Below are 19,761 nucleotides of genomic sequence, written 5' to 3' on the forward strand. Positions count from 1 at the left end.
TAGCGGACGAACCGGCGGGACCAATACTTCTAATTCTGAAGCAGGCTCGTTTGCAGCAGGTCGAGATACTTCTCGACAGCCTCGCGGTTCATTCGATAGTAGATGCGGTTCGCTTGCTTCTCGATTTGCACGAAGCCTTGCTGGATTAAGGCGTTCATATGGTGGGAGATCGTTGCGGTCGACAGGCCCAACTGCTCGGCAAGCTCCGAGCCGTAAGCCGGCTGACGCCGAATGTACTTTAGAATGGCGAATTTGCTCGGGTCGCTGAGCATTTTCAGCGTTCGGCAAATCTCCTCGTCGGATACCGACTGCCGGACGATCTCCTCCAGCGTTTCAAACAGGACGCCGATGTACAGCGTTTCGGCCTCTGCTGTACCGGTATGGCTGAGGTATGTAACCATATTAAAGCCGATGACTTGCGGAACGATATGGACCTGTTTATCATCCAGCAGTTTGATTTGAAGCTTGCTGTTCAAGCGCTCGATGGGCTTCGAGGCGACCAGTTCCCGGTAACGGGCCTCAAAGCCTTCAAGCAGCGGCGAAACGATGTCCAGCTTTTCGCGGTATAACGAAGCCGCCCGATTCAAGATGGGAAGCAGCTCTTGCATGTACGCGTCGTAATTTTGGTAGAGCAGGCTCAGGAGCCATTTCTCCTGCACGTCCACATCGAATGAATCGATCCAATTGATAAGGTCGGCATCGTTTTGCACAACGAGGTCGGTGGAGCCGTCCAACTCGCCCGCAAACCAATGCTTGAGGTGTTGGGTATATTGCTGGAGCCGTTGTTCCTTCGGCATGGGTACGAGCGGCTTGAAGTCCGCGTCGGGGGCCTCGGGATGAGGCATATACGCATGCAGCGAGGAATGCAGGAGCATTCGGGCGCAGCACCACTTCTCATGACCCTGGCTCCTGAAGAAGAAGGCCAGACGTTCCTCATCGGCGTTAACGCCGTTATACACGTATTCGCCAAGCTCAATGATAGGTTCGAAGGCTTGCAGCAGTTCAGGGGTATCCAGGCGGTATTTATCCTGAAGCCCGCACAAGACCGCTCTCGTGTCTTCGTTATTCGCATATCGGCAGAGCAATTCTAAGCATTCGAAGAGAATATTCGGCTGTGAATATACCGCGACTTTCATAGGGAAATACTCCTTTACAGCTGTCGTAATGTCTTTATGAAGAGCATACCAACAAACAGCAGGATTGTAAAAATCCCTGTAATCCCGAAGAGCTGTAGCAGGTTCAATTCCGTCATGACGGCCGCAATCAGCATGGATCCGAGCGGGATCGTTACGCTTGCGATCGCGTTGAAAATCGCGCCGACGCGCGATAAATACGCCTCTTCGATATGCTCCATAAAGGATACGCCGATCACCGTTTCGACGAAGGAAGCGAAAAAGCCGAATACAAGCATGGTAATGATGAGTAAGGTATAGACGAACACGCGCTGGTCCGCATATGCAGCGATCCAGACCCAAATGAGATAACAGGCCCCGATTACGACTCCACCCGAGATGAACAGGATGCGGGACGACAATGTTTTACGCAGATAAGGGAACAGAATCGCGCCCAAACCAAGGCCGATCGTCGAAGAGATGCCGGCTGTGGACATTCCGTTCGCGGATAAACCGAGGGAGTCGGTCGTATAGGGAGCCATCATGGAATTGATCGGGATCAAGAAAATGCCGATGGCGCCTCCCAGCAGGCATATCGTAAATACGGTGCGGGTCTTGCTCAGGTAATCGAAGCCTTCTTTGAGCGTATGCATATAACCTATCATATCCAGCTTGAGCCTGCCGCTAATCGATGTTTCTTTACTGTCGATTCCCAGGATGAGAGCAGCCGAAATGATGAAGGTGGCAGCGTCGATCAGAATGGCGGTCCCAAGGCCGAACATTCCGATGATCGCGGCAGCGGAGCCGAGGCCGATCAGCTCCATCATTTTTTTGAGCGTCGTATTGAAGGCGATGCCGTGCGGGTACATGGATTTCTGAAGCAGCCGGGGGATGATGGCGAGCCCTGCCGGGATGCGCAGGGATTCCAGAGTCGAATTCATGAAGGTGAGCAGGAGGAGAAGCCAGGGCTGCAGCAGACCAAGCATGAACAGGATGGCCGTCGCTGCCACTGCAAGGCCGCGCCCGATGTCGGCAGCCGCCATGACATACCGCTTGTTCATTCCCTCGACGATCGCACCGGCAAAGGGCTGGAACAGAATGGACGGCAGTGCGTTGACTCCGAAGATGACAGCAACCCAGGAAGCGGAGCCCGTAAGCTGATAGACCATGAGGGAAAATGCGATCATGTCGATGGAGTCGCCGTAACGGTTGACGGCATTGGCGGCCATTAGCTTCATGTACTCTCTTTGGGTTAGTAAATCCCGGTACCGATGTGCTTTTGCTCTTCTTTGCTCTTGTAAGACCATGATCTAACCTCCTTTATAGATATAAATAAAACATAATGGTTAGATGATCGTCAATATAAATGTTAGACAAAAATAAAACCTTCGACTTCGATGCATATAAAAAAGAGAAGCCGTGCACATGGGCACGGCTCCTCTTATATAGGGACGATCTCTCGCCTATTTCCGCATTTCCCGCCATTGTCGTATCGCATTATGCAAACGTGACATGGCTTCCTCAACCGTAGCCCGGGTGCAGGCTACATTCATACGCATGAAGCCCTCGCCATCCTTGCCGAAGGTCGCCCCGCTGTTTAATCCCAGCTTCGCCTCTTCGACGAGGAAGCGGTTCAGCTTGTCATGCTCTATCCCGAGCGAACGGAAGTCGATCCACAGGAGGTATGTAGCTTCGGGCAGGGTCACACTCAGCTCCGGCAGATGCTCGCGGATATAATTCGCAACGAGCTCCATGTTCCCGCGAATATAAACCAGCAGCTCGTCCAGCCATGGCCCTCCTTCGCGGTATGCAGCTTCCGTGGCCACTGCTCCGAGCGGCGTAATGGAGCCGATGTGATACCGGTTCAGCACTTTCCGGAAGGTCCGGCGAAGCTGCTCATTAGGAATGATCATGTTGGCTGTGTTCATCCCTGCGATATTGAAGGTTTTGCTCGGCGCAGTACAAATGATCGAGCGAGATGCCGCGTCGTCGGACAAGGCGGCGAACGGCGTATGGCTGCCCTGCTCAAAGATGAGGTCGGCGTGAATTTCGTCGGATACGACAAGCACGTCGTACTGCCGGCACAGATCGGCCAGACGCTCAAGCTCTTCGCGTCTCCACACCCGTCCGACCGGGTTGTGCGGACTGCACAGAATCAGCATTTTTACACGGCCGCCGGCAAGGCTCTTCTCCAGATCCTCGAAATCCATTGCATAGTCCCCGTCCTCCCCGCGAATAAGCGGGTTAAGCACTAGCTCCCGCTCTTGGTCCTTGACCACGCTATGAAACGGAGGATATACCGGCGTCTGAATGACAACCTGATCTCCCGGCTCCGTATATGCGTCCACGATCAGGCTCAGCGCCGGCACTACGCCGGGGCAGAACTGGATCCAATCCTTTTGAATGCTCCAGCCGTGACGGCTTTGCATCCATTCCGCAATAGCTTCCTGGTACGACTCCGTCGGGAAGGTGTAACCGAACACCCCATGCTCTACCCGGCGGTGAAGAGCCTCGAGCACGGCAGGCGGGGCTGCAAAATCCATATCCGCAACCCACATCGGAAGAGCGTCAGGCACGCCGAATACGGCGGGAACGTTATCCCACTTGTGACAAGCGGTGCAGCTTCGGTCAATGGTCAAATCAAAATTCATATGTCATTTCCTCCTAAGCAAAAATGGAATTAGGCTATCGTTTTGGCCAGGGATATCAAGCCAGTAATGGTAATTACATTTAGTATGGTCGAGATGAGCACCGTTTGTGCAGCAAAGTCCGGCTCGTTCTGATATTCTTCCGCGAGAATGGACGAATTGACGCCGACCGGCATCCCCGAGGCGATGATGAGCGCCTGGGCCGGAATTCCCTTAAGTCCGAGCAGGAGGACAAGCGCAATCCCGATGGCGGGTGCAACGAGCAGGCGAAGCAGGACGCTCAAATAGACGTCGAGCCGGCGCAGCCGGAGCGGATATTTGATAATTTGCGCACCGAGCGTCAGCAGGGCGATGGCGACCATCGATTGGTCGGCATAGATCAACGGCTGCGAGATAAATACAGGCAGCGGCAGGTTCAGCGCATGCAGCGCAATCCCTAGAACAAGCGCGTAAGGGACGGGCATTTTCAGAAATCCGATAATGGCTTGCTTATAGAGGCCATTGGTCTTGGCGCCCTGAATGGAAATGACGCCGTAGGTGAACGTCAGCAGACTCTGAAAGGACATGATCAGCGCCTGAACCGAGGTCGCCATCGGATCGCCCTTGAAGGCCAAGTTGTTGATCGGAAGGCCATAGTTGCCGGAATTGTCGAGAATAAGACTGTTGGTGAACGCGGCCTTCATGCCGCGATTGAACTTCCGCTGGCGAGCAACCAGCATGCTGATCCCATATAGGACGGCGATATAGAGGGCGTAGAACAAGGCGACCGTCCCCAGCAGCTGGGGCGACATCTCGGACTCGTACATGCTCATGAACACGGCAGCGGGCGTGATGTAATAAAAATTGATTTTGGCGAGTGTGTACAAATCCAGCTTAAATGCATACTGCATCGTTACGCCGAAGCCGATCAGCACGAAGATCGGGAGTACCACTTCCAATAAAATGTCGGCGATCATGCTGTTGTCATCTTCTTTCCCCGTAAATGTAGCTGAAGGTGAATGCCCTCATTGAAATGATAAATGCCTTGTCATTATATCATGGCATCGCGAGGTTGACACGAGAGAAACCGCGAAGATGGCTGCATAACCGGGCGTACTTCGGGAAAAGGCCCGTCCTGGTATGTATCGGTATCGAGGGAAACTTGGATCAGGGCAATAATGCTGGATGCTTCATTGCCTATCGTCGCTGTGTCGCGGTAGAACACGCATAACGGATGGTACCGTTGCCATGCCCAGGCATGGTCCGATAAAAAAAGCCTCGGTGTGGATCACAGGCAGCTGCGTTTGAGCGCAAACAAAGGTACCGCTGGTTAGTGCATTCGCGCTCCGGTTAAAGCACAAACAAAACGGGTGCTCCGCTGCAGGCGGGCACCCGTTTGGATGAGCTTCGTGAGAGAAGCGGCTTTTTACTGCGGATTCGTTGTCCAGATGCCGGCGGTTTTGACAAACACGCGCTGCGGCAGCTTCAATGCAGCCAGTACAAGCTCGGCCACATCCTCCGGCTGCAGCATACGGTCCTCATCGCCGATCTTCAGCCCGGCATTGACCGCAAGCTCCGTGTTGACGGTGCTTGGCGTCAGGGCGGTGACGCGGATGTTATGCTTTCGTACCTCCTGCAGTACGGCCTCCGTCAGGCCCATGACGGCGAATTTGGAGGCGTTATAGGCCGAGCCGGTCGCAAAGCCCCGCTCTCCGGCCGTGGAAGAGATGTTGATTACGTCTCCCTGACTGCGCTCGATCATGCCTGGAAGCGTGGCGCGGAGCATATGGTAGGTTCCCATCAGATTGACGTCCACGATCCGCTTCCATGCCTCCGGCTCCATCTCCAGCAGATTGCCGAACTGGGCAATGCCCGCGTTGTTAATCAGAATGTCGACGGAGCCGAGCTCCATGCTTACCGCTGCAAACGCCGCTTCCGCTTCCTCTTGCACCGAAATGTCGGCGACGGCAGCGACAGCTTTTACGCCATACTGCTCTGCGATCAGCGCGCTCAGCGGTTCCAGATCCGAGGCGGTTCGGGCTACAAGTCCGACATGTACGCCTTCCTTCGCGAGGGCGATGGCCAGCGCGCGGCCGATGCCTTTGCCTGCGCCGGTAATCAAGGCTGTTTTATTTTTCAGGGTCATGAAACATTCACTCCTTTATTTTGAATAACTTCATATGGTTTCGTTGATCAGTATACCTCGTCAGGCCCTCCTGCGCCAAATGCCGGCAGGTCCATTTGTCCGCACAAGTCCCTTTTAGGGACGTGCACGGCTGCCGGAGCTCCATATCGCCGGCACAAGTCCCTTTTGGGGACTTGCTCGGGCACTGGGGCTCCATTTCACCCGAACAAGTCCCTTTTGGGGACTTGCACGGCGCCCGGAGCTCCATTTCACCCGCACAAGTCCCTTTTGGGGACTTGCACGGCGCCCGGAGCTCCAATTCGCCGGCATAAGTCCCTTTTAGGGACGTGCACGGCTGCCGGAGCTCCATATCGCCCGCACAAGTCCCTTTTAGGGACGTGCACGGCTGCCGGAGCTCCATATCGCCCGCACAAGTCCCTTTTGGGGACGTGCACGGCCCCTGGAGCTCCAATTCGCCCGCACAAGTCCCTTTTAGGGACGTGCACGGCTGCCGGAGCTCCATTTCACTCGCACAAGTCCCTTTTAGGGACTTGCTGCGATCGCTTAAAGAAGGATCTGATATAATCATAACCAGACTACGGGAGGGATAACTCTATCCTGTCCATAACCTAGGAAAGCGGAGGATGAATTTATGCTGGAAGCGCTGGAGATGATCAAGGCCTTTCGCGGCGGGGACGAGTCGGTATGCAGGACGCATCCCTGGCTGTTCATGCTGGTTTCGGCTGAAGAGCGAATCGTGAACCTGGAGCGGATCTCGTCCATCGGGGAATTAGCCCATGCCAATCCTGTATTGGATTATGTAGAAAGGATGTTAACGATCCTCGACAGCTTGCCGCTGTCCTATTGGATCAAGGAGCTGCTGGAGGAGGTGCTGGCATGGGCCGAAACCGCCAAGGGCGGGACGGTACGGGAGCGGCTCCATTGGACCCAATCCGGCGTCAATCTGTTCCTCCACCATATCGGATCGGCCCAGCTGTACGAACGGCATGTCCTGGAGCGCCGGGGGAGCATGACGCCGCATGAACAAATGGTACATACGCTGATCCGGACCCACGGGCTCATCGGCCAGCATATTCGGGGCGAGGTCGCCCTTGAGGAGAACGCCCCGCTGTCCGGGCTGGTTCAAAGCGGGCAGCTTACGGTAGAGGAGCTGAGCCGGCTGCTGGTTCCGCTAAACCAATGCATCATTGGCGCGGTGTCCGAGCCATTGTGGCATGCCGTCAAAGAGGAGACCGCCCAGCTGGTGGTCCGCATAGCCGAAGGCGCCTTTGATGAGGAATGGAGCCTGCATGACCGGCTGCGCCGTCTCCGCGCGGGCTCGATCCAAAGCGGCGAAGATTTCGAATCGGAGCTTAAGCGAATCGGGGAGCGGGTCGATCTGACGATTGCCTTAAACGATTTGCGGAACATGACGCTATGGTATGTGGAAGCCGCGCTGCAGGATTTTTCGCTCGAGGAATTCGTGAAGGTGATGCTCTTGTCTCTTCGGGCCGAGGGCGAAGGTTCAGCGGAAGGCAGGAAGGGGACCGAGGATACGAGCGGGCTTGCCATACATCCGGAGATGCCGCAGCCGATCCGTCATTTAAGCTTCGAGACGCTGATGAATGACATGTATTACGACTACAAAGGGGCCAAGAAGCTGAATGTCTATAAAAAGCGCATGATCGAGCAGTATTTGCGCCAAGCGGACTGGGAAGCCTGCCTTCAAGGAGCAGTCAGCGCAAACCCGCATCTCCGTCACCGTATCGTGCGAAAGCCGGGTCTTCCGGACACCGTGTTCTTCACGTTCGAATTTTCCAAGGCGGCGGAAAAATTGATCGAATTCTGCATCGAGGCCGAGAAGTCTCCGCTATATGAGAAAGCCGTACTGCTGCTGTTCGATCTGTTCGGCCTCCGCCGGGACGCCTACGACCGGTTTCATAACGAGGAGAGCTATCTGGAGGATATGAACAGCACGGGGGACTACAAGCAAGTCATCCTTGAGTACGTAACGGGAACGGTGGTACTGGACATCGGGCCCGGCGGCGGCGTGCTGCTTGATCTTATGGAGGAGCGGCTGCCGCAGGTTCGCCCCATCGGCATCGATATTTCATCGAACGTGATCGAAGCGCTGGAGAAGCGGAAGCGGCTTGAGCAAAGGTCATGGGAGGTAATGAAGGGGGATGCGCTGCGGCTCAAGCAGTATGTTGAGCCGGGCAAGGTCGATACCGTCATCTTTTCATCCATATTGCATGAGCTGTACTCTTACATCGAAACGGACGGGAGACGGTTCAATACCGCGACCGTCGAAGCAGCACTCAGGAGCGCGTACGAGGTGCTTTCACCCGGCGGACGCATCATTATCCGGGACGGCATCATGACCGAAGGGGACGCATGGCGGCGCATCCGTTTTCTCGAGGAGGACGGGATGGCGTGGCTGGCCCGTTATGCCGCGGACTTTCAAGGAAGAGCGATCCGGTATGAGCCCTTGTCTGCAAATGAGGTGCGCATGCCGGTCAATGATGCGATGGAATTTTTGTACACCTATACCTGGGGGGCGGAAGCGTACGTACACGAAGTCCAGGAGCAGTTCGGCGTCTTTACGCCTTCCGGGTATGCCGCATGCATACGGAAGACGCTGGGCCCCGAGGCCCGTATTCTTGTACAGCGGCATTATTTGCAGGAGGGGTATGCCGAAGCGCTGGCAGGCCGGATTGAACTGACCGATGATGCAGGCCGGGTGACGGCCCTGCCGGACAGTACATGCCTGTTCGTTATCGAAAAACCGGCCGAGCCGGTGAAATAAAATACAAAAGGCGGTGCAGCATTCGTGGCTGCACCGCCTTTTGTTGTAAATATCAGGAAGCAGAATCTCCGGGAATCCGCTCCCTGATATCGCAAGGAAATTATGATTGCTTCTCAGGCTCCGGATAATCCTTGCCGAGGGTGTCGACCGTCACTTTTTTCATGATTGGCATTTTGACCGGCGTTTCGCCATTCGTTTCTACATTCACGATCCCCATTGCCACGTCCATGCCTTCAATCACCTTGCCGAACGACGCATACAGCTGATCCAGATGAGGCGCATCCGCCACCATAATGAAGAATTGGGAGCCCGCGCTGTTCGGATCATCCCCCCGGGCCATGGATAAGACGCCCGTCGTATGCTTCAGGTCGTTCTGGAACCCGTTGGCGGTAAATTCGCCGGGAATGCTGTAGCCGGGTCCGCCGGTACCGTTCCCGTCCGGGTCACCGCCCTGGATCATGAAGCCGGGAATAACGCGATGAAAGCCGGTTCCGTCATAGAAGCCCTGCTTGATCAGGGAAATAAAATTGTTGACGGTATTCGGCGCCACCTCCGGATACAGCTCGGCCTTGATCACGCCTCCGTCTTCCATTTCAATCGTCACGATCGGATGGCTTGCATCCGGATCGGGTACATTAGCCTCCGTTTCGGTTGTTTCCGGGGTTTTCACCTCAGGTGCGGACCCGTTCTCAGATCCGCTTGAGGACCCGGTCGTGGAATCGCCTGTCGAGCCTGTAGAGCCGCTTGCGGATTCACTGGCAGTTCCGCTGCCGTTTGCGCTGCCGTTTGCGCTGCCGGTTCCTTTGTCATTGTTGCCGCATGCGGAGAGGACCAGCAGCACGGCAAAGACGATACCGAGAACAGGCATCCAGCGCATTCTCTGTTTCAGCATTTCATTCTCCTCCTGTAACTAGCTATTCAGGTTAGATCGTATACCGTAACCCATTTTAACACAGGTAGGACAAGTACTGAAAACAACATTCGCAGCGTAAACATAAGTAATAGCCCCCGGAGCTTGGCGGCAAGTCCGGAGGCTACAGGCTACAGGCTGCAGGATGTACGTTGATAAGGCCAAAGAAAGCTTCGAGTCTTTATTTCACTTGATAGATGCCCTCCACTTTGTTCAGCGGGAGCAGGATCCGGGAGCGGTTCTTATCCTTGGCGAGCAGCTCAATGAAATCCGTGCCGATCCGGACAAGCCGGATCCGGCTAAAGGCGCCGCCCGTGGAAAAGGTGGTACGCACGCCGACATGAATCGTCCGTTTCGGCGGCTTAACATCAAATACCCGGATCGACTCGAGGCTTGCGGGCACGAACAGCTCACCCTTTACCACGATAAATTGGTTCTTCAGCACCCGCTGCAGCCGGCCGGGTTCGAGCCCCATATTCGGGCCGTTAATTTCTGCGAGATGCCCGACTAAAGAGGCCAGCCGCTGCTGCAGGGAGATATTTTGCATCAAGCGGGTCAATCGAGGTCCGCTCATCTTCACATCATCCTTCCGCATTCATATGGTGTAGTGTATGTGGGAAGGCATCCTATGGGTGAAAGATGAGAAGGACTCAGCACAGCTTTTGTACCTATATCTGTAGTGGATGCAAGGCTTCAGCCGTTTGAAGACTCGTTTCCGCGATGGCTGGTATCGCTGCCATCCGGCTTCTCTCGCTTGACGCTGTCGGGAATGGGGACGCTGTCCGGATAGGACCCTTCTACGAAAAGACCAAATTTCTCGTCGATGTCACGCTCGGTGACAAGAGGGGTGTCACGGTCGGAAGGCTGTTTCATGGCGAATCCTCCTACTCCTAGGTTATGGTAATCGTAGATTACAAGATAAAGAGCTTGGCCGGTATAAGAAATAGTGGCTTGACCCATACTGAATTACTATAAAAGACAGAATATGGGAGGCTCGGTATGGAACGAAAGGGCAATATACTAACAGCACTCATATGGGGAACCCTGATCGGTATCCTGCTATGGATGTCATTGCTTGGCTGGCTGGACATATTGTTCGGAAAATAGATTCATATAACAGGACCCGCTTTCACTGTGACGAAGAGAAAGCGGGTCTTGATCATTCATAGGCTCAAAACGAGCAGCTGGAATCCGGATTAATCCTCTTCACCGTTGCTGCCGTTCAAAAGATCCGTTCCATGCATTAGATCGGTCTGCGGGGCAGCGGGGTCAACCGGGCTGTCCGCTGCAATGGCGTCGGCATCCGGGACGTCCTGAAGCGGCGTGTAATCCTCATCATCACCGGCTGAATCGGTGATGAATAGATCCTGTCCCTGTCCCAGAAAAGCCGTGCCGCTTCCGGAAAAGGCAGCATCCGCTGTCACGCGGCGTTCAGCATCGCCTGCGTATTCCGTGATCACCTCATCTCCTGGCCGCGTCGGCGGCTCACCTTCAATATCCAACCATTCTCTTGCCTCACGCTCATCCCCATGGACGAAGGCGGCATTTGCCGATGCCTGGTCCAGTGGGAGCCGGCCCTCCGCTTTGAGCTCCTGCCCATCGACGGCATCTGCCGAGGACCCGGATGCCGGCTCCCCGGCGATCGTCCGGTTATCAGGCTCAGCGCCTGCCGCTTCCCAAGCATCAAGAGCGCTATGGTCCGGATTTATCACTGCTGCGGGCGGCTTCGCGTCCGCGGGGGCGGACTCATTCTGGTCGTAACCGCTGTGGTCTGCCTCCTCACTGCTAAGGCTCTGGGTTGTGTAGGTGTTTACATCCCGAATGTCATCCTCCGGAATCATATCCGTCTCGTCGATCTTCCGCTTGGTCTCATATTCCAGGTATATCAACTCAGGCAGCGTATTCCGATTGTTCTCGTCGCGCATCGGTTGATAACTCCTTTCCATACCATCCCGCTTCGGGATGTTTTATATATTCCGACTTTACCCGCTGGGTCAGGAATGAATCGCTTTTCAAAGGCCGTGAGGGAAGTCGTAAGTCTTTTGGTAGCATTCCCGGCCGCAAGAATCATTATGAAATTCTTGAAAATGGGATATCGACGCGTTATCGTTTGAATTTAAGAGTAATTGAGAGATAAACCACAATGAATGCGCTTTATTAATATCTGAAAACAGGGACCGGCTTGATATATAATCGGAAAAGTGATTATCGGACCCGGGCAAACCTGAGAGTGGGGCGCCAACCATAGGATACGAACAGGATGTGATTTTCTCTTTGTTTGCATGGATTAAACAAGGCTTCTTTGGCAATACGCGCAAAGATATTTTGTCGGGACTTACCGTAGCATTTGCACTTATCCCCGAGGCGATCGCCTTCTCGATCATGGCCGGCGTCGACCCGATGGTCGGCTTATATGCTTCCTTTGTCATCGCGGTCAGCATTTCATTCTTCGGCGGCCGGCCGGGCATGATATCCGCGGCGACCGGGGCGATGGCTTCCCTGATGGGACCGCTCGTAGCCAAGCACGGCATTGAGTATTTATACGCAGCGACGGTTCTCACGGGACTTCTGCAATGGCTGATGGGGGCATTGAAATTCGGACGGTTTATTTCTTTCGTGCCGCAGCCGGTCATTACCGGCTTTGTGAACTCGCTTGCCATCATTATCTTTTTGGCCCAGCTTCCGAACTTTGTCGGGGAGTCATGGCCGATGTTTCTGATGGTGGCCGGGACGCTCGTGATCATCTATGTTCTGCCGCTGCTCACGAAAGCTGTTCCTTCAGCGCTTGTGGCGATCATTGTCATGACGATCATCGCGGTATGGACAGGGGCTCCCGTGCGCACGGTCGGAGATATGGGCAACATAACGCAGACGCTTCCGTTCTTCCATGTTCCCGATGTGTATATCAGTCTGGAGATGATCATGACCATACTTCCAATCTCCTTGGCGCTTGCGGTCGTGGGGATGACCGAATCGCTGCTGACGGCTTCGCTCGTGGATGAATTGACCGAGACCGACAGTGACAAGAACCGGGAGATCCGGGGACAGGGAATCGCGAATATCATTACCGGATTTTTCGGGGGGATGGCCGGCTGCGCGATGATCGGACAGACGGTCATCAACGTTAAATCCGGCGGCCGCACGCGGCTCTCTACGCTCGTTGCCGGCGTGTTCCTGCTGTTTCTGATCATCGTCCTTGGTGATGTCGTCAAGCAGATTCCGATGGCTGCCCTGGTCGGCGTCATGTTCATGGTGTCCATAGGCACCTTTGAATGGAACTCGCTTCGGACGCTCCACCGGATTCCGCTCGGAGATACGGTGGTTATGCTCACGACGGTCATCATCGTTGTTGCAACTCATAACCTGGCCATCGGCGTCATGATCGGCATCGTGCTCAGCGCGCTGAATTTCGGTTGGAAGATGGCGAGAATTTATGCCAATCCGCATATCGAGGCCAATGGAGTCAAGGTATATGAAATTCGGGGACAGTTGTTTTTCGGGACCGCGATGTATTTCATCAAACTGTTCGATGCTCATAACGATCCGGACCATGTCACGATTGATTTCTCCAAGTCGCATGTGTGGGATCAGTCCGGAACGGACGCAATTTCCAAAATATTTAATAAGTACAAGGAGGCAGGCAAGCATATGACCATCGTCGGCTTGAATGAGGAAAGCAAGCGGATGGTTGAAAGAATGGGGCTTGCTTCCAGTTCTTCACACTAACCTTAAGGGATTGCTGCTTGCCACTGTGATGGCAGACCAGCAGTCCCTTTTCATTTTCTTAACAACTAAAATTTTTCTGACAACGGGTGTTGCTTTTCATGGTATATTGGTTGTAAATCAAGACGAAGTTTGTCGAATCGACATGACGCATAAACGCAGTAAAACCCTACATTATGAACGAAGGACGGTTAGAGGTGCGCACAAAATGAAGGATGTACCTAAATACATACTCCTGCTGCTGATGATCCTGCCGCTCACGTCATTATGGGGCGCGTCCGCTCATGCGCAAGCTGCTCCCGCCGTAATCTCCGATTGGCAGGTGTTGTGGGAGTTCGAGGATGGGGAAGGGGACGTGAATCCTGCAAGCATCAGGAGCCGCAGTCAATGGATCGATGCAAAGAAGGGGATGGCATCCCCCCCTCGGCCGGACGGGGCTGTTTCGTCATGGAACCGGTTCACGCTGCCGAAGCTGCCGCCGGGACAATCGGCTGTACTGATCGAGCGGGTCAAGGGGCAGGATGTGTCGGCTTTTCTGGAAGAGCTGCCATTATACGAAGTAAAGCGGAATTTTGTATATATGAACCATACGCTGCTGCTGCCCGTTACCGGGGAGGATGCCGGCAAAACCGTCTATATATGGTCGAAGGGAACGGATACTGCACTAGGAATCCAAGGGGACATCGTGCTCGGAGAGTATGAACATATGCGGGGCGTATTCATCAAGAAGGATCTGGAGGATTTCATACTTGGCGGCTCCTTATTGTTCATCGCCGCGGTCATGACGGTATGCTGCCTGTTTCTTCCGCGGCATACGGTACCCAGCTGGCTTGCCCTGTGCGTCGTTATTTTTGCGTTCGGTGCGCTGCTGATTGCCTATTCGCCTTTCCTCTACACGTTCTATGGCGATCTGGGAAGCGTATGGGTAACCCTGTTTGATACGGCTTTGTTTGCTATCATGCCTGCCATGTTTTTTTATTTTGAAAAAATATACGGTCCGGGTCCTTACCGGATCATTCGCTATGGCCGAAGATTCCAGATGGGCTATTCCGGGCTGTGCCTGATTTTGCTTATCGTTCAGCTGGTCGGCACGCATCCGTTTCCTCAGCTCTACTATTTATTTACAGTGAAGATCCTCGGTATTCTGATTATTCTGGAGCTGTCGCTGCTTATCGGAATTACGATCCTGTATGCATCCAAACGTAATAAAGACGCTTATATTTTCTCGTTCGGATTCGGCATAATGGCCCTGCTGACGCTGGGTGACCTGATAAGCTTCTATATGAAAGACAGCAACTATGAATTCTATTTATGGAAATGGGGCGTTATTGCGCTCGTCGTATCGCTGATCGTCATGCTGGGGCGAAAATTCGTTCGGAGTCATCAGCAGGTGCTCGAGTACTCCCGGGAGCTGGAGCTGTTCAATAATGAACTGCAGCGCTCCGAGAAGATGGAGATTATTAGCGAATTGGCCGCTTCGGTTGCGCATGAGGTCCGAAATCCGCTGCAGGTGACGCGCGGCTTTATGCAGCTGCTCTCGCAGAGCGCCAAGCCGGAGGAGAAGGAATATTTCGCTTTGGCCTTAAAGGAGATGGACCGGGCGTCGGGGATCATTACGGATTTTCTGACGTTTGCCAAGCCGCAAGTCGAACAGATTGTGCCTCTGAACGTGTACGAGGAGCTAAAGCATGTTACCGGCATTCTGCTTCCGCTAGCCAACCTTGCAGGCGGTACGATTGAGCTGGAAGAAGCGGAGGATTTATGTATTACCGGTAATTCCTCCAAGCTAAAGCAGGCGATGATTAATATCGTGAAGAACGGTATTGAAGCTCTCGACGGGGAAGGCACTGTCCGCATTTGGGCTTATGCTCAATCGAACGAGGTCATTATCCATATCCAAGACGATGGGGTCGGGATGGATGCTCTTGAGCTGTCCAGGCTCGGAGAGCCGTATTTCTCGAATAAATCCAAGGGAACGGGTCTCGGTCTGATGGTTACCTACCGGATCATCAAGTCGATGAACGGCACCATACACTTCAACAGCAGGAAAGGGGTCGGCACCGAAGCGATTATCCGCTTCCCTGCCTGTGCATCGAACCATCAAGGAAACCCAACTTAAACGCGTTTGTAGGAGATACCGGATCGGTATCTCCTGTTATTTTAGCAAAAGAATAGAAAAATTTTTCATAATTATGAATTTTAGAAGGGGGAATGTTTTAACGCATCGAATACTTTTAGGAGGTATTCATTATAATGTTTGAGGTGCGTGCATGAGATCTGGATGGAGAATCGGTATGTCCCTGATCATCACAATTGGTATTACCCTCGGCATTCCGGGGTTATCCTCCGGCGCTGCCAGTGCGCCAGCGTCAGCTGTGATTAAGGAGTGGCGAATTCTATGGTCGGATGCAGGGGAAGTGCCGGATCGTGCGCCGCCAGAGGGAGAGATTTGGGTGGAAGGCTCCGCCCGGATTTCCGAACACTCGAAGCCGCAGAGCAAGACGTCGGCATGGATTCATATGAAACTTCCGGATATCTCCTCCTCCTCGCAAGGCATACTAATAGACAAGCTTCACGGACAGCAGGTAGCGGTGTTTGCCGGCGAACGGAAAATCTATGAATCCGCGAGAACCTACAATTATGAGCTGAACCATATCTTGCTCCCGCTGCATGAGGATTTATCCGGCCAGGACCTGTATGTATGGCTGGAAACGGCAAGAGATCATATTATGGTCGACGGAAAAATCGTGATCGGCCCATACCACGAGCTTCTGAACCGGTTTGTCCGATCGAATCTGGGCGATATCATTTTAGGCAGCGCCTTCTTATTCATTGCCTTCGTGATGCTCATATGTGCTGTCTTTTTGAACAATAAATATCTGGTCGCCGTCCATTCTTTGGCCTTTACCATCCTATCTGTCGGCATCCTGGTGTTTACTTACTCCCCTTTCCTTTACACCGTTTTTGAAGAATACGGAAACATCTTTACACACATGTATGATATTTCATTACTCGTCCTTCTGCCTTCGTTCAGCCTGTTTTTCGAAAAAATATTCGGTCATGGCTGGAAGGGCATGCTTCACAAACTGCGCAATTTCCAAGTGTTTTACTCCTTGTTTTGTATTCTGTTCCTGATCGCCAATCAACTGGCCGCAAACCAGTGGTTTGGGCTGTACTACTTCTTTTCCGTGCAGGTGCTCGGCGTTGTTATGATCCTGCAATTCACGCTGCTGATCGGAAGCTCGATGTATTTTGCCATCAAAGGAAACAGGGATGCCGTCATTTTCAATGCAGGCTTTGCCGCGTTTGCCGTTATCGGATTGGGCGAGCTGCTGCAGTTTTTCCTCAGCCGGGGAAGCTATAATCTGTTTTTATGGAAATGGGGCGTTGTCGTCTTTATCGTATCGCTCATTGTCATTCTGGGGCGCCATTTTGCCAAAAATCATGAACGGATTCTCCAATACTCCAAGGAGCTGGAGATGTTCAACAATGAGCTGCAGCGCTCCGAGAAGATGGAGATCATCAGCGAGCTTGCAGCCTCGGTAGCCCATGAAGTCCGCAACCCGCTTCAAGTAACACGAGGATTTCTACAGCTGCTCATGGGCAAGGCCAAGGCGGCTGAACGCGAGTATCTGGATTTGGCGCTGGTGGAGCTGGATCGGGCGTCGGGCATTATTACGGACTTCCTGACCTTTGCCAAGCCGGAGTTCGGCAAGGACACCGTGCTTCAGATCTCCGACGAATTCAAGCATATCGAGGGGATTCTTGCACCGCTAGCGCATCTGCATGGCGGAAAGATCACCGTGGACATTCCAGAGGACCTTGCCGTACGCGGCAATTCCTCCAAGTTCAAGCAGGCGTTCATTAACATTATCAAGAACAGCATTGAAGCTTTGCAAGAGGAGGGGGTCATCCAGATCCGCTGCTATCAGAAGCAGGGGCGGGTATACATACACGTCGTGGATAACGGCGAAGGAATGGGGGAGGATGTGCTGGCCCGGTTAGGCGAGCCGTACTTCTCCAACAAGACGAAGGGGACGGGACTCGGGCTTATGGTCACGTTTCGAATTATCGAGGCCATGGATGGCAGCATTCAATTTACAAGTAAAAAAGGAGTGGGGACGGATGCCGTTATCACGCTGCCCGCAGCTTACGAATAAAATCGTAGGCTGCGGACTTGGCGGAAGGCTTCCAGTCCCCACTCTTTGCTTCGTGTTCTTCCATGTATGAGTAAATCCCGGGCTGTTATGTAGTCTTTACCAGATGGCTCTTTCTTTGGCTTCGGACTTGATCACGCCTGCCGGATTCGGAGGGATGACCAGGTACAGCTCATTGGGCTGCTCTTCGAGCGTTCTTACTTCAATGTGGTCGGGGATTCGCACGCCAAGTACTTCCTTGATCGCTGATTTCGGATCGCTGACCAGCTTTGCTTTAAAGCTAGGATCCTCCCATGCTTTTTGAATCAGTTGTGTTTGAAAGATGGCTTCTGTTGTCATTAGAATCACCCTTTCAAATAAATGGTTATAATTTACTCTTTAAGGATACCATGGAATAAATTTAAAATCTATTATTTTTTGGTTGATATAGACAAATAATAATTCAAACCGCCTAAAGCCAGGGTTTGCTTGCTATTTTCGATATGATTTGCATCCGAAATGAGCTCGTCCACCATCGTATAATGGAAGGATATCAGATTCGGCGCGTCAAGCCTGGTCTCTGTCAGGCGGGTATGCGTCTCAGCTGCAATCGCTGCATAAGGCTTCAAGAGGTTGCGGATATAAATCGCCTCTTGAGCTTCCGCTTCGGTTAGCGCTGCATCCCAGGGACGCCCTAGCCTTGCTTTAATCATGGCGAGCAGGCAGTTGTAGCTGCCGTCTGCAAGATCCTGCTTCCAGTCCATCCAATCGTCCATCATCTGCAAGGTCAGCAGCACGTGGTTCATCATGTCATTCGCGGCAGGAATCAGCTCAGGGCGTTCCGCCAGAAGGAGGACGGCAGTGCTGCCGAGTTTAACCGGAGCGGCCTTCTTGGCGACTCCAATCGGCACGTTCACGAAATAATCAGCGCTGCTCTCGTGAATGACGCCATCCGACCATTCTTGATTATAAACTTTGAAAAATTGCCAGAATGCGGAGTCAGGCGGGAAGTAAGCTTGGTACATCGCAAGGAATTCCGAATATAAAAGGGTCGCGAGTGCAAGATGCTGTTTCACATGGAGCGGGGATGGACTCTCCCGAACAGAGTCCATGATGTCGTCTTGAATGAAATAGTAGAGCATTCCGATGATGTTGGCTGCTGCCAGGTGGCGGTAACTTTCTGCTGGGAGTGTGGTAAGTTCTTTCATCCAGAAGGGAAGTAGATAACAGATGTAGTTTTTGGAGCTGTCTTGCTCGAAGACGTCGAAAGCGCGCAAATACGAAATTCCGAGTTCATTCAACGGAGGGGGCAGGTCCGACAATCGAGCTTCGCATTGCGCAAATACGGCAGCAAGATCGTCCTCGAATGACTTAAACCAATTCATCGAATCACCAGCCTATTTCTATTTTATTGGGAATTACTTACTTTTAATTCTAGCATGAATAACTTAATAGTTAAATATTACCATTCAAATTCAGGGGAGATTCTTCCGCTCGGTATGGAAATCGATGGAACGATGCCTTTTGGCCGGGATCTGTTGTTTGATCAAGTCCTCAGACGTTTAAGAATGAAGTGTACACCGATAACTGAAATGACCATAAGGAGGTAACTCATATGACTCAGAAAATTGTTGGTGCTTTTCGTTCGGAAGAGGAAGCAACCCGCGCTATAGAGGAACTGAAGTCGCAAGGGTTCAGAGCAGATGAAATCTCTGTCATTGCAAAGGATCGCGGTGAAACGTCGGCGATTGAGGAAGAGACAGGGACGAAGGCGCCGGAAGGCCTGGCGTCCGGGGCAGCAACAGGCGGCGTCCTGGGCGGCGTAACCGGACTGCTTGCCGGGCTCGGCGCGCTTGCTATACCGGGCATCGGCCCGATTGTCGCTGCAGGTCCCATCGCTGCCACTCTTACGGGAGCTGCCGTCGGAGCAGGCGCAGGCGGGCTGGTTGGAGGATTGATCGGACTCGGCATACCGGAAGATCAGGCGAAGGAATACGGAAGCTATGTGGATGAAGGGCATATTCTCGTCATGGTGGATGCGGATGAGAGCCGCGGCGGAAAGGTATATGATATCTTCCGCAGCAACAGCGCGCTTAATGAGCATCATTACCGTCAAGGAACAACGTACAACGGCACGGGCTCCCCAATCGATTCCCGCACGGAAGCGGCGGCGGCTACCGAGGATGCCGTTCCGGATCCGAATTTGTATCACGGCTATGGCAACGGGGACGGAGGCGCGGTGAGACCTGATGGTGTAAGCACGGGCCGCGAAGGGTCATCTAAGAGACTTTAAGATACTATATATTACTCTATAAAATGAGG

General features: G+C 53.2%; 16 protein-coding genes. 5 read left to right on the plus strand and 11 right to left on the minus strand.

All coding sequences use genetic code 11. The features are described from left to right. Nucleotides 1-29: 29 nt before the first annotated feature. The 5 genes from NST08_RS07090 to NST08_RS07110 all read right to left on the minus strand — a co-directional run bounded on the left by NST08_RS07090 (nucleotide 30) and on the right by NST08_RS07110 (nucleotide 5,885). Nucleotides 30-1,136: an ArsR/SmtB family transcription factor gene (locus NST08_RS07090; protein ID WP_341341638.1), complete on the minus strand. Its 1,107-nt coding sequence runs from the start codon at nucleotides 1,134-1,136 to the stop codon at nucleotides 30-32. 14 nt (nucleotides 1,137-1,150) lie between these two features. After that, nucleotides 1,151-2,419 (minus strand): MFS transporter, encoded by a 1,269-nt coding sequence (locus NST08_RS07095; RefSeq protein ID WP_213616019.1) that lies wholly within the window; start codon nucleotides 2,417-2,419, stop codon nucleotides 1,151-1,153. Between the two features lie 156 nt (nucleotides 2,420-2,575). Continuing rightward, nucleotides 2,576-3,763, minus strand: a complete 1,188-nt coding sequence (locus NST08_RS07100; RefSeq protein ID WP_341341639.1) for a MalY/PatB family protein — start codon at nucleotides 3,761-3,763, stop codon at nucleotides 2,576-2,578. A gap of 29 nt (nucleotides 3,764-3,792) precedes the next feature. Continuing rightward, the gene (locus tag NST08_RS07105) at nucleotides 3,793-4,716 is read right to left on the minus strand and encodes an AEC family transporter (RefSeq protein WP_341341640.1); all 924 of its coding nucleotides are present in this window, start codon (nucleotides 4,714-4,716) and stop codon (nucleotides 3,793-3,795) included. Between the two features lie 449 nt (nucleotides 4,717-5,165). Then, complete coding sequence (locus NST08_RS07110; RefSeq protein WP_341341641.1) at nucleotides 5,166-5,885, minus strand: 3-ketoacyl-ACP reductase; 720 nt, start codon at nucleotides 5,883-5,885, stop codon at nucleotides 5,166-5,168. 631 nt (nucleotides 5,886-6,516) lie between these two features. On the opposite strand from NST08_RS07110, the gene NST08_RS07115 reads away from it, so the two are divergent. After that, nucleotides 6,517-8,670, plus strand: coding sequence for a class I SAM-dependent methyltransferase (locus NST08_RS07115; RefSeq protein WP_341341642.1), 2,154 nt, complete (start codon nucleotides 6,517-6,519; stop codon nucleotides 8,668-8,670). Between the two features lie 100 nt (nucleotides 8,671-8,770). Here the strand turns inward: NST08_RS07115 and NST08_RS07120 are convergent, their stop codons facing one another. The 4 genes from NST08_RS07120 to NST08_RS07135 all read right to left on the minus strand — a co-directional run bounded on the left by NST08_RS07120 (nucleotide 8,771) and on the right by NST08_RS07135 (nucleotide 11,505). After that, on the minus strand, nucleotides 8,771-9,562 hold the full coding sequence (locus NST08_RS07120; protein WP_341341643.1) for a peptidylprolyl isomerase: 792 nt from the start codon (nucleotides 9,560-9,562) through the stop codon (nucleotides 8,771-8,773). Nucleotides 9,563-9,761: 199 nt separating this feature from the next. Further along, nucleotides 9,762-10,154: a hypothetical protein gene (locus NST08_RS07125; RefSeq protein WP_341341644.1), complete on the minus strand. Its 393-nt coding sequence runs from the start codon at nucleotides 10,152-10,154 to the stop codon at nucleotides 9,762-9,764. Nucleotides 10,155-10,273: 119 nt separating this feature from the next. Then, on the minus strand, nucleotides 10,274-10,453 hold the full coding sequence (locus NST08_RS07130; protein ID WP_341341645.1) for a hypothetical protein: 180 nt from the start codon (nucleotides 10,451-10,453) through the stop codon (nucleotides 10,274-10,276). A gap of 323 nt (nucleotides 10,454-10,776) precedes the next feature. After that, nucleotides 10,777-11,505: a hypothetical protein gene (locus NST08_RS07135; protein WP_341341646.1), complete on the minus strand. Its 729-nt coding sequence runs from the start codon at nucleotides 11,503-11,505 to the stop codon at nucleotides 10,777-10,779. 349 nt (nucleotides 11,506-11,854) lie between these two features. Here NST08_RS07135 and NST08_RS07140 point away from each other — a divergent pair, with 349 nt between their 5' ends. The 3 genes from NST08_RS07140 to NST08_RS07150 all read left to right on the plus strand — a co-directional run bounded on the left by NST08_RS07140 (nucleotide 11,855) and on the right by NST08_RS07150 (nucleotide 17,463). Next, entirely contained in the window at nucleotides 11,855-13,306 is a 1,452-nt protein-coding gene (locus tag NST08_RS07140; RefSeq protein ID WP_341341647.1) for a SulP family inorganic anion transporter, read from the plus strand. Between the two features lie 205 nt (nucleotides 13,307-13,511). Then, nucleotides 13,512-15,422 (plus strand): HAMP domain-containing sensor histidine kinase, encoded by a 1,911-nt coding sequence (locus tag NST08_RS07145; protein WP_341341648.1) that lies wholly within the window; start codon nucleotides 13,512-13,514, stop codon nucleotides 15,420-15,422. Between the two features lie 175 nt (nucleotides 15,423-15,597). Further along, nucleotides 15,598-17,463: an ATP-binding protein gene (locus tag NST08_RS07150; protein ID WP_341341649.1), complete on the plus strand. Its 1,866-nt coding sequence runs from the start codon at nucleotides 15,598-15,600 to the stop codon at nucleotides 17,461-17,463. 96 nt (nucleotides 17,464-17,559) lie between these two features. On the opposite strand, the gene NST08_RS07155 is transcribed toward NST08_RS07150, so the two are convergent. Both NST08_RS07155 and NST08_RS07160 read right to left on the minus strand, forming a co-directional pair. Next, nucleotides 17,560-17,799, minus strand: a complete 240-nt coding sequence (locus NST08_RS07155; protein WP_007130823.1) for an NHLP leader peptide family RiPP precursor — start codon at nucleotides 17,797-17,799, stop codon at nucleotides 17,560-17,562. Between the two features lie 71 nt (nucleotides 17,800-17,870). Continuing rightward, nucleotides 17,871-18,824: a hypothetical protein gene (locus NST08_RS07160; RefSeq protein WP_210095169.1), complete on the minus strand. Its 954-nt coding sequence runs from the start codon at nucleotides 18,822-18,824 to the stop codon at nucleotides 17,871-17,873. Between the two features lie 230 nt (nucleotides 18,825-19,054). Between NST08_RS07160 and NST08_RS07165 the strand changes: the two genes are divergently transcribed. Beyond that, nucleotides 19,055-19,732 (plus strand): general stress protein, encoded by a 678-nt coding sequence (locus tag NST08_RS07165; protein WP_007130821.1) that lies wholly within the window; start codon nucleotides 19,055-19,057, stop codon nucleotides 19,730-19,732. The last annotated feature ends 29 nt before the right edge of the window (nucleotides 19,733-19,761 follow it).

The sequence above is a fragment of the Paenibacillus sp. FSL K6-1566 genome (genome assembly GCF_038050475.1).
GTDB classification, from domain to species: domain Bacteria; phylum Bacillota; class Bacilli; order Paenibacillales; family Paenibacillaceae; genus Paenibacillus_AQ; species Paenibacillus_AQ lactis.

Bases quoted from the DNA above. Each gene is read 5' to 3' on its own strand.
- NST08_RS07120 (WP_341341643.1), bottom strand. From the start codon at position 9,562: ATGCTGAAACAGAGAATGCGCTGGATGCCTGTTCTCGGTATCGTCTTT.
- NST08_RS07110 (WP_341341641.1), bottom strand. From the start codon at position 5,885: ATGACCCTGAAAAATAAAACAGCCTTGATTACCGGCGCAGGCAAAGGC.
- NST08_RS07100 (WP_341341639.1), bottom strand. From the start codon at position 3,763: ATGAATTTTGATTTGACCATTGACCGAAGCTGCACCGCTTGTCACAAG.
- NST08_RS07155 (WP_007130823.1), bottom strand. From the start codon at position 17,799: ATGACAACAGAAGCCATCTTTCAAACACAACTGATTCAAAAAGCATGG.
- NST08_RS07160 (WP_210095169.1), bottom strand. From the start codon at position 18,824: ATGAATTGGTTTAAGTCATTCGAGGACGATCTTGCTGCCGTATTTGCG.
- NST08_RS07125 (WP_341341644.1), bottom strand. From the start codon at position 10,154: ATGAGCGGACCTCGATTGACCCGCTTGATGCAAAATATCTCCCTGCAG.
- NST08_RS07130 (WP_341341645.1), bottom strand. From the start codon at position 10,453: ATGAAACAGCCTTCCGACCGTGACACCCCTCTTGTCACCGAGCGTGAC.
- NST08_RS07115 (WP_341341642.1), top strand. From the start codon at position 6,517: ATGCTGGAAGCGCTGGAGATGATCAAGGCCTTTCGCGGCGGGGACGAG.
- NST08_RS07090 (WP_341341638.1), bottom strand. From the start codon at position 1,136: ATGAAAGTCGCGGTATATTCACAGCCGAATATTCTCTTCGAATGCTTA.
- NST08_RS07150 (WP_341341649.1), top strand. From the start codon at position 15,598: ATGTCCCTGATCATCACAATTGGTATTACCCTCGGCATTCCGGGGTTA.
- NST08_RS07165 (WP_007130821.1), top strand. From the start codon at position 19,055: ATGACTCAGAAAATTGTTGGTGCTTTTCGTTCGGAAGAGGAAGCAACC.
- NST08_RS07105 (WP_341341640.1), bottom strand. From the start codon at position 4,716: ATGATCGCCGACATTTTATTGGAAGTGGTACTCCCGATCTTCGTGCTG.
- NST08_RS07145 (WP_341341648.1), top strand. From the start codon at position 13,512: ATGAAGGATGTACCTAAATACATACTCCTGCTGCTGATGATCCTGCCG.
- NST08_RS07135 (WP_341341646.1), bottom strand. From the start codon at position 11,505: ATGCGCGACGAGAACAATCGGAATACGCTGCCTGAGTTGATATACCTG.
- NST08_RS07095 (WP_213616019.1), bottom strand. From the start codon at position 2,419: ATGGTCTTACAAGAGCAAAGAAGAGCAAAAGCACATCGGTACCGGGAT.